Annotated in this window: 12 protein-coding genes and 1 tRNA gene; 6 read left to right on the top strand and 7 right to left on the bottom strand. The window is 47.4% G+C overall.

Annotation, left to right across the window (positions count from 1 at the left end; all coding sequences use genetic code 11):
- Positions 1 to 146 precede the first annotated feature (146 nt).
- Positions 147 to 848, bottom strand: a complete 702-nt coding sequence (locus tag AC6R0L_RS10180; RefSeq protein WP_500629049.1) for a hypothetical protein — start codon at positions 846 to 848, stop codon at positions 147 to 149.
- A 239-nt stretch (positions 849 to 1,087) separates the two neighbouring features.
- A tRNA-Arg gene (locus AC6R0L_RS10175) sits at positions 1,088 to 1,164 on the bottom strand.
- 201 nt (positions 1,165 to 1,365) lie between these two features.
- Between AC6R0L_RS10175 and folD the strand changes: the two genes are divergently transcribed.
- Positions 1,366 to 2,223 carry a bifunctional methylenetetrahydrofolate dehydrogenase/methenyltetrahydrofolate cyclohydrolase FolD gene (folD, locus tag AC6R0L_RS10170; RefSeq protein WP_487901080.1) on the top strand — a complete coding sequence of 286 codons (858 nt, stop codon included), beginning with the start codon at positions 1,366 to 1,368 and terminating at the stop codon, positions 2,221 to 2,223.
- An 18-nt stretch (positions 2,224 to 2,241) separates the two neighbouring features.
- Here the strand turns inward: folD and AC6R0L_RS10165 are convergent, their stop codons facing one another.
- The 3 genes from AC6R0L_RS10165 to AC6R0L_RS10155 all read right to left on the bottom strand — a co-directional run bounded on the left by AC6R0L_RS10165 (position 2,242) and on the right by AC6R0L_RS10155 (position 4,802).
- The gene (locus AC6R0L_RS10165; protein ID WP_500629048.1) at positions 2,242 to 3,354 is read right to left on the bottom strand and encodes a GGDEF domain-containing protein; all 1,113 of its coding nucleotides are present in this window, start codon (positions 3,352 to 3,354) and stop codon (positions 2,242 to 2,244) included.
- Positions 3,355 to 3,487: 133 nt separating this feature from the next.
- Complete coding sequence (locus AC6R0L_RS10160) at positions 3,488 to 4,474, bottom strand: lytic murein transglycosylase (RefSeq protein WP_500629047.1); 987 nt, start codon at positions 4,472 to 4,474, stop codon at positions 3,488 to 3,490.
- A gap of 37 nt (positions 4,475 to 4,511) precedes the next feature.
- On the bottom strand, positions 4,512 to 4,802 hold the full coding sequence (locus tag AC6R0L_RS10155) for a YcgL domain-containing protein (RefSeq protein WP_487901077.1): 291 nt from the start codon (positions 4,800 to 4,802) through the stop codon (positions 4,512 to 4,514).
- 110 nt (positions 4,803 to 4,912) lie between these two features.
- On the opposite strand from AC6R0L_RS10155, the gene minC reads away from it, so the two are divergent.
- The 3 genes from minC to minE are packed head-to-tail and all read left to right on the top strand — an operon-like array spanning position 4,913 to position 6,819.
- Positions 4,913 to 5,716, top strand: a complete 804-nt coding sequence (gene minC / locus AC6R0L_RS10150; RefSeq protein WP_500629046.1) for a septum site-determining protein MinC — start codon at positions 4,913 to 4,915, stop codon at positions 5,714 to 5,716.
- Positions 5,717 to 5,736: 20 nt separating this feature from the next.
- On the top strand, positions 5,737 to 6,549 hold the full coding sequence (gene minD / locus AC6R0L_RS10145; RefSeq protein WP_334552629.1) for a septum site-determining protein MinD: 813 nt from the start codon (positions 5,737 to 5,739) through the stop codon (positions 6,547 to 6,549).
- Between the two features lie 6 nt (positions 6,550 to 6,555).
- Positions 6,556 to 6,819: a cell division topological specificity factor MinE gene (gene minE, locus AC6R0L_RS10140; RefSeq protein ID WP_334552630.1), complete on the top strand. Its 264-nt coding sequence runs from the start codon at positions 6,556 to 6,558 to the stop codon at positions 6,817 to 6,819.
- A 184-nt stretch (positions 6,820 to 7,003) separates the two neighbouring features.
- Here minE and adhE read toward each other — a convergent pair whose 3' ends face one another.
- The gene (adhE, locus tag AC6R0L_RS10135) at positions 7,004 to 9,706 is read right to left on the bottom strand and encodes a bifunctional acetaldehyde-CoA/alcohol dehydrogenase (RefSeq protein ID WP_334552632.1); all 2,703 of its coding nucleotides are present in this window, start codon (positions 9,704 to 9,706) and stop codon (positions 7,004 to 7,006) included.
- A gap of 625 nt (positions 9,707 to 10,331) precedes the next feature.
- Between adhE and AC6R0L_RS10130 the strand changes: the two genes are divergently transcribed.
- Together AC6R0L_RS10130 and AC6R0L_RS10125 are read left to right on the top strand one after the other, a co-directional pair.
- Positions 10,332 to 10,970: a YchE family NAAT transporter gene (locus AC6R0L_RS10130; RefSeq protein ID WP_500629045.1), complete on the top strand. Its 639-nt coding sequence runs from the start codon at positions 10,332 to 10,334 to the stop codon at positions 10,968 to 10,970.
- 106 nt (positions 10,971 to 11,076) lie between these two features.
- Positions 11,077 to 11,928: an ion transporter gene (locus AC6R0L_RS10125; protein ID WP_334552636.1), complete on the top strand. Its 852-nt coding sequence runs from the start codon at positions 11,077 to 11,079 to the stop codon at positions 11,926 to 11,928.
- Positions 11,929 to 12,022: 94 nt separating this feature from the next.
- Here the strand turns inward: AC6R0L_RS10125 and asd are convergent, their stop codons facing one another.
- Positions 12,023 to 13,135, bottom strand: a complete 1,113-nt coding sequence (gene asd, locus AC6R0L_RS10120; protein WP_334552638.1) for an aspartate-semialdehyde dehydrogenase — start codon at positions 13,133 to 13,135, stop codon at positions 12,023 to 12,025.
- Positions 13,136 to 13,452 lie beyond the last annotated feature (317 nt).

The raw sequence follows: 13,452 nt of genomic DNA, 5'->3' as shown, positions 1-13,452 counted from the left end.
GCCACAAGGTTTTGTTTGCAACTTGGACAAACACAACCACATGCTCTACCCCGTTGCACCTCACTAATGTCTAGGTATTTATCATCCCTCAAGCCAAACGGTATCAGCATCCCTCTCTTCCCTTCACGTTTATGAATTGTCGGTGACTAGCGTCGACTTTTCTTCAGTTGACGAATATCCTTGTCCAACGCATCCATTTTAGGGACTCTCATACGCGCGACCTGTTTCTGTCCGTTTTTCAGAGTAATTTCAACCTCCAAGAGATCTGATTCGTGTTCTGTGTCACCTGTCGAGACCTCCTTCGTTTTACCCCAAAAATACCTGAGGTAGTGAGTTCTAACACTAGCGACACCGTCAAAAGAAAAGCCTCCTTTGAGGCAAATCGTAAGAAAGGAGAAAAATTCAGAATCTTTCGTGGTTTTCACTGCTTTGCCCCATGAACGCCACAGATCTGTCAGGGCTTGATAGCGACGAAAGTCCCTGCTTTTGGGAGTCGTAACCCGCGTTACTTGTTCATTGGAATCAAAATCCACCTCTGATACGTAGACACCTTGTTGCTGAGCGTGAACTCCCTCTAATGTCTCAGCTATGGTGCTTAATAGGGAGCGTGACCATGCCACTTTGCTTTGAAGTTGCCGCTCTATTTCGTCATAGAAATTGGGATCGGTATTTCTGATATCGTCAAAACCTGACTGTGCTTGTTGCAACACTTTAGATAGGCGCTTAATTGACGCAAGATCGGTGTCACTTGGAATTTGGATTAGTATGTCTTCACACTCTTTCACTTGATGAACATCAAGCCCGATACTCATCAACTCGTCTGTCTGTTTTTGGCTCAACCCTGCCACTGCAAACTCCATGCAACTTGTTACTTAATAGCTTAGTTGTAGAAGGTATCATTTTGTATAGATGAAGCAAGCGATCGGATAGACAAAAAGAGAGTGATGTTTCGAAAAAAGCGAAGAGTCGAAAATAGGTGGGGTTTAACAAAAGTTGCTAAAAATAGATTTCAGCGGCACCACAGAGGCACCACAGAAAAACGAAAAGCCCGATAACTCATTGAATTATCGGGCTTTTTTCGGATATATGGCACGCCCTGTAGGATTCGAACCTACGACCACATCCTTAGAAGGGACGTGCTCTATCCAGCTGAGCTAAGGGCGCTCTACAGGGACAGGATTATACGAGTTCGAGGTCTTAACACAAGACCTTTTCGTATCATTATGATCTAAGTGACTAAAAAAGGGGCATTGGCGGTTGAGGTGTTTAAAAACAACCCGAAGCAAACGTTTGCTTATGGATGTTCATTCAATTATTTGCGACAATGCGCCACAACTTATTCGCCATTGTGATTAAAGGAAAGTCATGACTGCTCAAAATATCGATGGAACACTGATTTCTCAAACCGTCCGTTCCGAAGTGGCGGCTCGTGTGAAAGCGCGCCTAGACGCTGGGTTACGTGCCCCTGGCTTGGCTGTGGTTCTCGTTGGTGAAGATCCGGCGTCTCAAGTGTATGTCGGCAGCAAACGCCGCGCGTGTGAAGAGGTGGGCTTTGTGTCTAAATCGTTCGACCTCCCTGCCACCGCAAGTCAAACTGAGCTGCTTGCACTGATTGACACACTGAACGCAGACGATGAGATTGATGGCATCTTGGTTCAACTTCCACTACCAGCGGGAATCGACTCTACCGCCGTACTTGAACACATTCATCCAGAGAAAGACGTCGATGGCTTCCATCCTTACAACGTGGGGCGCCTAGCGCAGCGCATTCCAAAACTGCGATCTTGTACGCCGAAAGGCATCATCACCCTGCTTGATCGCTATAACATCGATCTTCGTGGCAAACACGCAGTGGTGGTTGGCGCGTCCAACATTGTCGGTCGACCAATGACATTGGAGCTCCTGCTTGCGGGCTGTACCACCACAACTTGTCACCGTTTTACTCAAGATCTAGAAGGTCATGTACGTCAAGCGGATCTGGTGGTCGTTGCGGTAGGTAAACCTAACTTTATTCCAGGTCACTGGATCAAAGAGGGTGCGGTCGTGGTCGATGTCGGTATCAACCGCTTGGAGTCAGGCAAGTTGGTCGGTGATGTGGAATACGATAAAGCCAAAGAGCGCGCCAGCTTTATTACGCCAGTCCCGGGTGGTGTTGGGCCAATGACAGTGGCGAGCTTGATTGAGAATACTATGCTAGCGTGTGAGCAATTTCATACCAAATAAATAGCGCTCTATCCTTCCTCAGAGCAGCGCTTCTTCTCGCGGCTCTGAGGCTGTTTTAGCGACATTAACATTGCCCGACCCTACCTCTTTGGCGAGATACATCGCTCTGTCCGCCACTTTTAAACACTGACTTAAGGTCATCGTCTCATTGTTAAATGAGATACCCGCACTGGCGCCAATCTCGACGTGAATATTTTTCAGTGATTGTAAATGGTGACCATAAAAGAGTGCGACTACTTGCTCTGCCAGCGCAACCACTTCTTGCTCCGACTCATAATCGCGCACAAAAATCGCAAACTCGTCACCGCCCAAACGGGCAATGTCGTATTTTTGCAGTCGCTCGCCCAATGCTTGCTGCGCAATGGCTTTGGTTTGCTTGGCAAAATCGTACAGTACGTTGTCGCCGACATCGTGACCATAACGGTCATTGACCGCTTTAAAGTTATCTAAGTCGAAGTAAATGATCGCGGTGTGCTTGTTTTCATCAAGGCGCGTCGCGTGAGACAACACCGACATAAAGCTTGCTCGGTTGGCCAACTGAGTGAGCGAGTCAATGTAAGCCAGTTCTTGAATGCCCTCTTGATCCATTTTCAAAATATAGTCGTCCATTTGACTTTGAAAATAGATCACGATGTGACACATACCTGACATCGCGACCAAGGTTAATACCAAGCGAAACCCTACATGGTATGGGTACGGAAACTGCGTCAAGCCAAAGGCGAAGATCATGGAGGTAAGGACAATATTCAGTACCGACAGTCCCACTCCAACACGAAAAGTATTGATGAATATGCCGATGGCAGACAGTGGGTAGACCCACATAATACCTGTACCTTCATACCCTCCGGTAAAAATAAGATACAAACTCAAGGAGTAGATAATAAAAGAGAGCCCAGCAAGACCAAAGCGATGTTGCAGGTTAATCATTTTGATGGTGACGATGCCAACCAAGGAGTAAAAGGCCAACGTTGTGCCCAGTTCAATATCGCTGCGATAAAAACTATAGACAGAGAAGGCCGCAAGGAAGGAGACACCTAAGACAGCGAGCACCCGGATCATCATCATCTGGCGCTGCTGTTTCATTAAGACGACTTCGGATAATTTATCCGCTACAAAGTGGTGTACGTTCATCGCGCTCCAGTCATTGCTACAAAACCAATCACTTATTTAGATAATGCTACATTATTTATTGTCAAACAAATATAGACACCGTCAAGCTAAGCGCGACTGAACGTAGGAGGATTCGTCGTTTTTGTTTACCGCATCACATCACAATTGCATCCGCAAGGTGTGAAACAGCCAGCGCAAAGTAGTAAGACCGGTTCCATTTCATTAGTACGTTATAGTTATTGTAGACCAAATAAACACGCCCATTCGCATCATCTGGTGCGATCAACCAGGCTTGGATGTCTTGGTCGAGCTTAGGTAGCGGTCGGCCATCAAAACGGGTAATCCCCATTGACGCCCACTGTTGCAAATATTTGGCTTTGTCCGGCGCTCGCCCTTGAATTGACGTATCAAACCCAGCGGGAAGCGTCACTTGACGTCCCCAGGTGTAGGTATCGTCCCAACCGGATTGACTTAAATAATTGGCCGCCGAAGCAAACACATCCGCTTCCGTCGTCCAGATGTCTTTTTTACCATCACCGTTGCCATCAGCAGCAAAGGCTAAAAATGAGCTCGGCATAAATTGGCACTGGCCCATCGCCCCTGCCCATGAGCCTTTAAAATCATCAAAAGCAATATGGCCCTGCTCTAAGATCTGTAACGCAGCCATGGTTTCACTGCGAAAGAAGGCCTCTCGGCGGCCGTCGTACGCCAAGGTCGCGAGCGCATCAATGACGGGGTAATTGCCGGTAAATTTTCCGAAGTTACTCTCAACGCCCCACAGCGCAACAATAAAGCGCGGCTGCACACCATATTGCTCACCAATGCGACTCAGCTCAGTGTGGTGCTTTTGGTAAAGGGCTTTGGCTTGGTCGATTTTCCATTTTGGTACGGCGCGAGGAATGTACTCATCTAAGGTCAGTTTTTTCTCTGGCTGATTCTTATCGGCCGTCACGGCGCGTGGTTTATGAGTCACATTGGCAAATGCCTCATCGATGACGGGCTGAGCAATCCCCATCGCTTTGGCTTCATCTCTGAGTGTTTGGATGTAATCATCAAATGACACCTCACTCGCAGACACTGATGTTGCCAACACAGTGCCTGAAAGTGTCAATCCTAGAACAGCTGACAGTATTGTTTTCACATTGCCCTCCTTGAGCAATTTTAGCGAGTCTTTAGAACTATGAATTATTCGACTGCTGGCGAGCTTTTTTCTGCTCTTTGTATTCATCAAGCAGGTTTTTCGGTGGGGGTGGCAGTTGCAAAAAGAAGCCCTCATCTTGCATGGATTGCTTCACTTTTTCGATGTCGACTTGTGCTAACTTGCGCCCGTCGAGCTTCACCATCATCACCATTGTAGGTTTACCGAACATCTGCATCAGTGTGTCAGGAACTTGCGAAAAATCGTCCTTTTTCGGTAAGTAGAGGTACGCGCCCTCTTTTTTTGAACTCTTATAAATTGCACAAAGCATGTCTATGTTTTTATCTCATTGTCATTAAACGTCAATGTTTCGCTATTTTTGAGAGCAAAACACCCAATTGAGCGCAAGATAACTTGCTGAGCTTAGGGAGGGAATATAACATGAGTCCCCTAGTCCCAAGCAACGCCCTTAAGAGGTTGCCACTTACCTATATGTCGAATATGACCGAGCCCAATACAAGCAGGCCACAGACCATTGGGTCAGAGAGCGTTACTGCTCAATCCAAGCCGTCCCAATCATCCAGCGCCGCTTCGCCTGACTTGAAAGGCAGCAGTTTCACCTTGTCCGTTTTGCACCTTAGCGATAACGATGTCGACAAATGCATCGACTTCTTACAACAGAAAGTGCAAACGGCACCTGCGTTTTTTGCTCACGCACCTGTGGTGATCAATATTTCAAAGGTGGTGGGCGAATTGGACTTTGTAAAGCTTAAGCAAGGCATCGCCCAAGCAGGCATGATACCTGTTGGGGTGACAGGATGCCCAGATAAACGTACACAAAACTTAGCGTCTGACGCTAAGTTTGCCGTGATGACGGCAAGCAAGTCCCCTACACAAGCGCCTGCGACCCTAGCGCCCACTAAAATTGTGCGCACCCCGGTGCGCTCTGGGCAACAGATTTACGCCAAAGACGCGGATTTAGTGGTACTCAATCATGTCAGTGAAGGCGCCGAAGTGATTGCCGATGGCTCAATTCATATCCATGGCACTTTGCGTGGTCGCGCTATTGCAGGGGCCAGTGGCAACACAGGTGCCGTCATCATCTGTAACAAACTCAATGCAGAATTGATGTCTATTGCTGGGCACTACTGGCTTACGGAACAGTTTGCCGAGGAATATTGGCAACAGAAAGTGATGTTCAGCTTGAGCGACGATTCACTCAAATTCGAGCTGTTAACAATTTAATAGTTTAAAGGAACCAACGAATGGCACGCATTATTGTTGTCACATCAGGAAAAGGCGGCGTAGGGAAAACCACCTCTAGCGCTGCTATCGCTTCTGGCCTTGCGATGAAAGGCAAAAAAACCGCTGTGATCGATTTTGATATTGGTCTGCGTAACCTAGACTTGATTATGGGTTGCGAACGTCGCGTCGTGTACGACTTTGTTAACGTCATCAATGGCGAAGCAACGCTCAATCAAGCGCTGATCAAAGACAAACGTACCGACAACTTGTTCATCTTGCCCGCCTCTCAAACTCGTGACAAAGACGCCCTCACCAAAGAAGGCGTACGCCGAGTGCTCGATGACATGGATGAGATGGGTTTTGAATTCATTATCTGTGACTCACCAGCAGGTATCGAGCAAGGCGCTTTGATGGCGTTGTACTTTGCTGATGAAGCGATTGTCACCACCAACCCAGAAGTCTCTTCTGTACGTGACTCCGACCGTATCCTGGGTATTCTCGATTCTAAATCCCGTCGCGCAGAAGAAGGCTTAGAGCCGGTGAAACAGCACCTGCTACTCACCCGCTACAACCCTGCGCGCGTAAATCAAGGTGAAATGCTCAGTGTGGAAGATGTCGAAGAGATCTTGCACATATCCCTGCTCGGCGTGATCCCGGAGAGCCAAGCGGTTTTGAATGCCTCTAACAAAGGAGTGCCGGTCATCTTCGACGACGAGTCCGATGCCGGTATGGCCTATAATGATACGGTTGAGCGTCTTCTCGGTGAGCAAGTGGATTTCCGCTTCCTCACTGAGCAGAAGAAAGGAATTTTTAAACGACTATTTGGAGGCTAATTAGGCATGTCATTACTTGAGTTTTTCCGCCCGCAGAAAAAGAGCTCTGCGAATTTAGCCAAAGAAAGACTGCAAATCATTGTGGCCGAGCGTCGCAGTCAAAACGACCCTGCGCCGTCTTATCTGCCTCAGCTTAAAGAAGATATTCTGAAGGTCATTGCAAAGTATGTCGACATTGACCCATCGATGGTCGACCTGTCGTTTGAGCACAAAGATGACGACATCTCCGTTCTCGAGCTCAACGTCAAACTGCCAGACGAAGAGAAATAGCCTGATTTAGTGAGCTATTTGATATAAGTAATGAGCCGATGCAATTGCATCGGCTTTTTTACGACACCAATATGGATAGCACAAAATATGCGCAGACAAACAAAAGCCCCAGCACAGGGCTGGGGCTCAATTTCAAAGCGTAGGCTTCGTGCTAGCGAAAACCTATCTCAACGTGACGGCTTACTTATGCGTCCGCTTTTTCTTTTTTCGCTTTTGGTGCTGCTTTCGCTGCTTCTTGATCCGCTTTCTTCTTGATAACCGTTGTACCTTCGAAAGTTTCACCTTCAACGAATGCTTTACCGTAGTAAGAAGCTTTTAGAACTTCTTTCAGCTCAGAGATTAGAGGGTAACGTGGGTTCGCACCAGTACATTGGTCATCGAACGCTTCAACCGCTAGCTCATCAAGCTTCGCTAGGAAGTCAGCTTCAGCAACACCCGCCGCTTGGATTGACGCTGGGATGTCTAGGTCTTGTTTCAACTCATCCATCCACGCTAGTAGACGTTCAATCTTCTGAGCAGTACGGTCACCTTCTTGGCTTAGGCCTAGGTGGTCAGCAACCTCAGCGTAACGACGACGTGCTTGCGGACGGTCGTATTGAGAGAATGCAGTCTGCTTAGTTGGGTTGTCGTTCGCGTTGTAACGTACCACGTTAGAGATCAGTAGTGCGTTCGCCAAACCGTGTGGTAGGTGGAACTCAGCACCAATCTTGTGCGCCATAGAGTGACATACACCTAGGAATGCGTTTGCAAACGCGATACCAGCGATTGTTGCCGCGTTGTGTACTTTCTCACGAGCGATTGGGTCGTTTGCACCGTTCGCGTAGCTTGAAGGTAGGTACTCTTTAAGCATCTTAAGTGCTTGTAGAGCTTGACCATCAGAGTACTCGTTCGCAAGAACTGATACGTAAGCTTCTAGAGCGTGAGTCACAGCATCGTAACCACCGAATGCGGTTAGAGACTTAGGCATGTTCATGACTAGGTTAGCATCAACGATCGCCATCTGAGGTGTTAGCTCGTAGTCAGCAAGTGGGTACTTAGCACCAGTTTCGTCATCAGTTACTACCGCGAATGGTGTCACTTCTGAACCTGTACCTGAAGTTGTGGTGATACAAACAAGCTCAGCTTTTTTACCCATTTTAGGGAACTTGTAGATACGTTTACGGATGTCCATAAAGCGCATTGCAAGCTCTTCAAAGTGCGTTTCTGGGTGCTCGTACATTACCCACATGATCTTCGCCGCATCCATTGGTGAACCACCACCAAGTGCTAGGATAACGTCAGGCTGGAAGCTTTGCATCGCTTCAGCACCTTTCTTAACCACTGATAGCGTTGGGTCAGCTTCAACGTCGAAGAACGTTTGTACTTCCATACCTTGTGCTTTCAGTAGTTGTACTACGTCATCTGCGTAACCGTTGTTGAATAGGAAACGGTCAGTAACAAGGAATGCGCGTTTCTTACCTTCTAGGTCACTAAGCGCGATTGGAAGGCTACCACGACGGAAGTAGATAGACTTAGGTAGTTTGTGCCACAACATGTTTTCAGCTCGCTTCGCTACAGTTTTCTTGTTGATTAGGTGCTTAGGACCTACGTTCTCAGAGATAGAGTTACCACCCCATGAACCACAACCTAGAGTTAGAGAAGGTGCAACGTTGAAGTTGTACAGGTCACCGATACCACCGTGAGTCGTCGGGATGTTGATTAGGATACGAGCTGTTTTTAGCTTGTCGCCAAAGTAACGGATACGGTCTGCGTTTGTGTCTTGGTTAGTGTATAGACCAGAGGTGTGACCGATACCGCCGATTTCAACCATAGTCACCGCTTGAGCAACCGCATCTTCGAAGTTGTCTGCACGGAACAAGCCAAGCGTTGGAGAGAGTTTCTCGTGAGCAAATGCGTCCTCGTAAGACACTTTACCAAGACCTTCACCAACAAGCACTTTCGTGTCAGCAGGAACTTTCACGCCCGCCATCTCAGCGATTGCTGCTGCTGGCTGACCAACGATCTTCGCGTTCAATGCGCCGTCGATAAGTAGAACTTTACGTACTTTATCCGCGTCAGCTTTGCTCAGTACAACCGCTTTGTGCGTTGCGAAACGCTCTTTCACTTCGTCGTAAACTTCGTCAACAACGATTGCAGCCTGCTCAGAAGCACACACTACGCCGTTATCGAATGTTTTAGACATTAGGATAGAAGCCACTGCACGTTTAACGTCAGCCGTTTCATCGATAACGACAGGAACGTTACCTGCACCAACACCGATTGCTGGCTTACCAGAAGAGTAAGCGGCTTTAACCATGCCTGGACCACCAGTAGCAAGGATAAGTGCGATGTCATCGTGCTTCATTAGCGCGTTTGATAGCTCAACAGATGGTTGGTCAATCCAACCGATGATGTCTTTTGGCGCGCCCGCTGCTACTGCTGCTTCTAGAACCAGTTTCGCTGCATCGTTGGTTGAGTTTTTCGCACGTGGGTGTGGTGAGAAGATGATGCCGTTACGAGTCTTCAGAGAGATAAGAGATTTGAAGATCGCTGTAGAAGTTGGGTTTGTGGTAGGTACGATACCGCAGATGATGCCCACAGGCTCAGCGATAGTCATAGTACCTAGGTTGTCATCCTCTTCTAGGATGCCACAGGTCTTTTCGTCTTTGTATTTGTTGTAGATAAACTCAGAAGCGAAGTGGTTCTTGATTACTTTATCTTCAACAATACCCATACCAGATTCTTCGACCGCTTGTTGTGCTAGCGGGATACGAGCTTGGTTCGCAGCAAGAGAAGCAGCACGGAAGATTTGGTCAACTTGCTCTTGAGAGTAAGTTGCGAACTCTTCTTGCGCTTTCTTAACGCGTGCAATCATTGCATCTAGCTCGGCTATATTAGTAACAGGCATAGGGAAATCTCCTAAAATTAACAAATATTAAAAACTTTTTATTAAGCCAACTGCATGCTTATCTTGGGCAGTCAATCACAGCTTTCTTAGTAAATTGCTTTCAGGGCTGAGTATATTATTTCAGGTTGTGAAAAAAATTGACCCAGATCAGTTCTGAAAAACTATTTACCTAGTTAGTGGTACGCGAATCGCACAATTCACCATAAACCACTAATTTATAAAGACTTAAATCACAAATCCGAACTGAATAAAATAACAGCAATCAATCTATCGAACTCATTGAACAAGCATAAATTGTAAAAAAGTTTCATTTTTTGACCACAAACTTACATGTGATTCACAAAATTCGTGCTACTCACACTACAAGTTACGTCATTTTCAGATGAAATGGCGTCTTGAAGACGTGATTTTGTGGCAAACTTAACAACATCGTAAAACTGTAGCTCATCTTACGCCTCTTTTGGTTAACAAAACATGTCAGGCGCGATCCCTTTGTCAGGAATAATTAGAAATTCTCAGTCATGGTATAGGCGACAGATTAGCTTTTTTCATTCGTTATCTGCGTGAATTTAGACTATATTCCGCGTGACTTTTTTACCCCTTTGCCTAATGTGGACATGCTTAGATGCAAACCTTTGAATTAGCGATTTTTTTACAGTTTTTTCTCGGTTTAGTCGCCGCCGTTAACCCGGTGGGGATCATGCCGGTGTTTGTCTCGTTAACCGGTCATATGACCCTCGAAGAGAAACACAAAACCGCAACCACAGCTAACGCGGCGGTCGCGGTCATTCTGATCGTCTCTCTACTCGGCGGGCAGATGTTGCTCGATATGTTCAGCATTTCTCTAGATTCGTTTCGTGTGGCAGGCGGTTTACTGCTGCTGAGCATCGCCTTTTCGATGATGAGCGGTAAGCTCGGTGAAGATAAGCAAAACAAGCAAGAAAAATCGGAGTACGTCAGCCGCGAACAAATCGGTGTTGTGCCTTTAGCGATGCCTTTAATGGCCGGTCCTGGTGCGATCAGTTCAACCATCGTTTATGGTTCACGCTACCCGGGCATGATGGATACCACAGGTATCATCATTACCATCGCGGTGTTTTGCTTGTGCTCTTGGCTGCTGTTTCGTTCTGCGCCTTTGATCGTGAAATTCCTTGGTCAAACCGGCATCAACGTGATTACGCGTATCATGGGCCTGATTCTTGGCGCTCTAGGCATCGAGTTCATTGCCAACGGGTTACGCAATCTATTTCCAGGCCTCGCCTAACCCCTTGGAATCCCACTAAGGGGTTGATCAAACAAACATTGAGCAAGGTTGACGCCTTTCTGCTTTGCTCATACTCTGACCTTGTCGTTTGTCACTAGGCTAGGTCATGAAATCCGATCCCTTAAAACACCATCTTTATGTCATCATCTTTGGCACACATACCAAGGCGGGTCGACGCTTCGATTTGGCGCTGATCGTAGCCATTTTTGCCTCGCTGATCGTTCTATTGCTTGAATCACTGCCTAGCGTGCCACAGGAATGGAAAAGTACCTTAAGAGTGCTGGAATACTCGTTTACTGCGCTGTTTACGCTCGAGTACCTTGTGCGACTCTACTGCTCGCCAAAGCCCCTAGCCTATGCGAAAAGTTTTTATGGGGTGATTGATTTATTGGCTATCTTGCCCACTTACTTGGCGTTTTTCTTTCCTTCGGCGACCTTTATGGGCGTGATCCGACTGCTCAGAGTGATGCGTATTTTCCGCATTCTTAAGTTGGTGCGCTATCTGCAAGACTCCAACATCTTGCTGCGCTCTCTGCTCACCTCTCGGCGCAAAATCTTTATCTTTTTCTCTAATGTCGCCATCTTGGTCACCATCTTTGGCGCTCTCATCTACGTCATTGAAGGACCAGAGAACGGCTTCACCAGTATTCCCATGAGCATCTATTGGGCCATCGTGACCATCACCACCGTGGGTTATGGTGACTTAGTGCCGCAAACCGGTCTAGGTAAAACCATCGCGGCCATTACCATGCTGCTGGGTTACTCAATCATTGCGGTGCCCACTGGCATCATCACCGCTGAAATCAACCAAGAGATGAAATCACACAAGACCTTGGTCAAATGTCCAAACTGCTCAAAATCGGGGCATGAGTCTGACGCGCTCTATTGCAAACATTGTGGCAGTGAGTTGGCAGACCCCGATAAGCGCGTGACCGCCCCAGTTCAAGAAGAAGTCTAAGCACTTTGTGAATCACCGATAAAACAATCACCAATAAAAAAGCGCCTGCAAAGAGGCGCTTTAGGATAGGGAACCAACACTCGAGCTTGAAGGTTTATTTCTCCGCTAGAATGATACGCAGCGTACGACGCAACGGCTCTGCCGCGCCCCATAGCAGCTGGTCACCGACGGTGAATGCATTGAGGAAGTCATCACCCATTGCCATCTTACGTAGACGGCCGACAGGAATCGATAAGGTACCCGTCACTTTCGCTGGAGTCAGCTCTTTTGCCGTGATATCACGGTCATTCGGGATCACTTTCACCCAGTCATTGTGCGTGGCGATGATCTCTTCAATCTCATCCATCGGCACGTTTTGTTTGAGCTTGATGGTCAACGCTTGTGAGTGACAACGCATCGCACCGATACGAACACATGTGCCATCAATAGGAACAGGTGACGCTTGGAAACCTAGGATCTTGTTCGCTTCGACACCCGCTTTCCACTCTTCTTTGCTCTGACCATTGTCGCGTTTCACATCGATCCATGGAATCAATGAGCCCGCAAGCGGCACGCCAAACTTATCCGTTGGGAACGAATCGCTGCGCATGGTATCTGCCACTTTTTGGTCGATATCCAGAATCGAGCTTGCAGGGTTAGCCAACTCTGAGCTCACTGAGTCGTTGATCACGCCCATTTGCGAAATAAGCTCGCGCATGTTTTGCGCACCCGCACCAGACGCCGCTTGATACGTCATCGCGCTGGTCCACTCCACCAGCCCTTTTTCGAACAAGCCACCTAGGCCCATCAACATCAAGCTTACCGTGCAGTTACCACCAACAAACGTGTTGGTGCCCGCGTGGATACCTTGTTGGATTTGCGCCAAGTTGACCGGATCCAACGTGATGATTGAATCTTGAGCCATACGCAGTGTTGAGGCTGCATCAATCCAGTAGCCTTTCCAACCTGCTTGGCGTAGTTTCGGATACACTTCTTCCGTGTAGCTGCCACCTTGACAAGTAATGACGGCATCAAGCTGTTTTAGGCTCTCTAGATCGAACGCATCTTGCAGCAAACCCGCGTCTTTACCAAAGTTTGGAGCTGGGATGCCGACTTGAGAAGTGCTGTAAAAAACCGGTTCAATGAGATCAAAATCTTTCTCTTCCACCATGCGCTGCATCAGGACAGAACCCACCATGCCACGCCAACCGACTAAACCTACTCTCATTCTCAACTCTCCATGTAATCTAAAAAAGGAATCACTCATCTTTCAATGTTCAGCTCAAAATCTCAAGCAAAAAATGCCATATTTTTGTAAGTTTTGTCTCGCTAAGCGCTAGAATCGCGTTAGCTGACTGTTTTCCCACTTTTTCTCAACGACGACACTACTAATCGTTCAAACCGAACAGAAAGAAAACAAAGCATCTACGGGGGAAGTAGTCGACAAGTCAGAACCAAACTTAACACGGGGCTTCTGATTGACGTATGATCTTTTCCATCGCTAAGGCCACCACTTGGAATGGCCATTTTTGTTGACTCATCGCT

This window comes from Vibrio sp. R15-SG3-ISO1A (assembly GCF_059833955.1).
The sequence above is the reverse complement of the archived record's forward strand: the minus strand, read 5'-3'. Positions and strand labels throughout refer to the sequence as shown.

Bases quoted from the DNA above. Each gene is read 5' to 3' on its own strand.
- folD (WP_487901080.1), top strand. From the start codon at position 1,366: ATGACTGCTCAAAATATCGATGGAACACTGATTTCTCAAACCGTCCGT.
- AC6R0L_RS10165 (WP_500629048.1), bottom strand. From the start codon at position 3,354: ATGAACGTACACCACTTTGTAGCGGATAAATTATCCGAAGTCGTCTTA.
- AC6R0L_RS10155 (WP_487901077.1), bottom strand. From the start codon at position 4,802: ATGCTTTGTGCAATTTATAAGAGTTCAAAAAAAGAGGGCGCGTACCTC.
- minC (WP_500629046.1), top strand. From the start codon at position 4,913: ATGAGTCCCCTAGTCCCAAGCAACGCCCTTAAGAGGTTGCCACTTACC.
- minD (WP_334552629.1), top strand. From the start codon at position 5,737: ATGGCACGCATTATTGTTGTCACATCAGGAAAAGGCGGCGTAGGGAAA.
- minE (WP_334552630.1), top strand. From the start codon at position 6,556: ATGTCATTACTTGAGTTTTTCCGCCCGCAGAAAAAGAGCTCTGCGAAT.
- adhE (WP_334552632.1), bottom strand. From the start codon at position 9,706: ATGCCTGTTACTAATATAGCCGAGCTAGATGCAATGATTGCACGCGTT.
- AC6R0L_RS10130 (WP_500629045.1), top strand. From the start codon at position 10,332: ATGCAAACCTTTGAATTAGCGATTTTTTTACAGTTTTTTCTCGGTTTA.
- AC6R0L_RS10125 (WP_334552636.1), top strand. From the start codon at position 11,077: ATGAAATCCGATCCCTTAAAACACCATCTTTATGTCATCATCTTTGGC.
- asd (WP_334552638.1), bottom strand. From the start codon at position 13,135: ATGAGAGTAGGTTTAGTCGGTTGGCGTGGCATGGTGGGTTCTGTCCTG.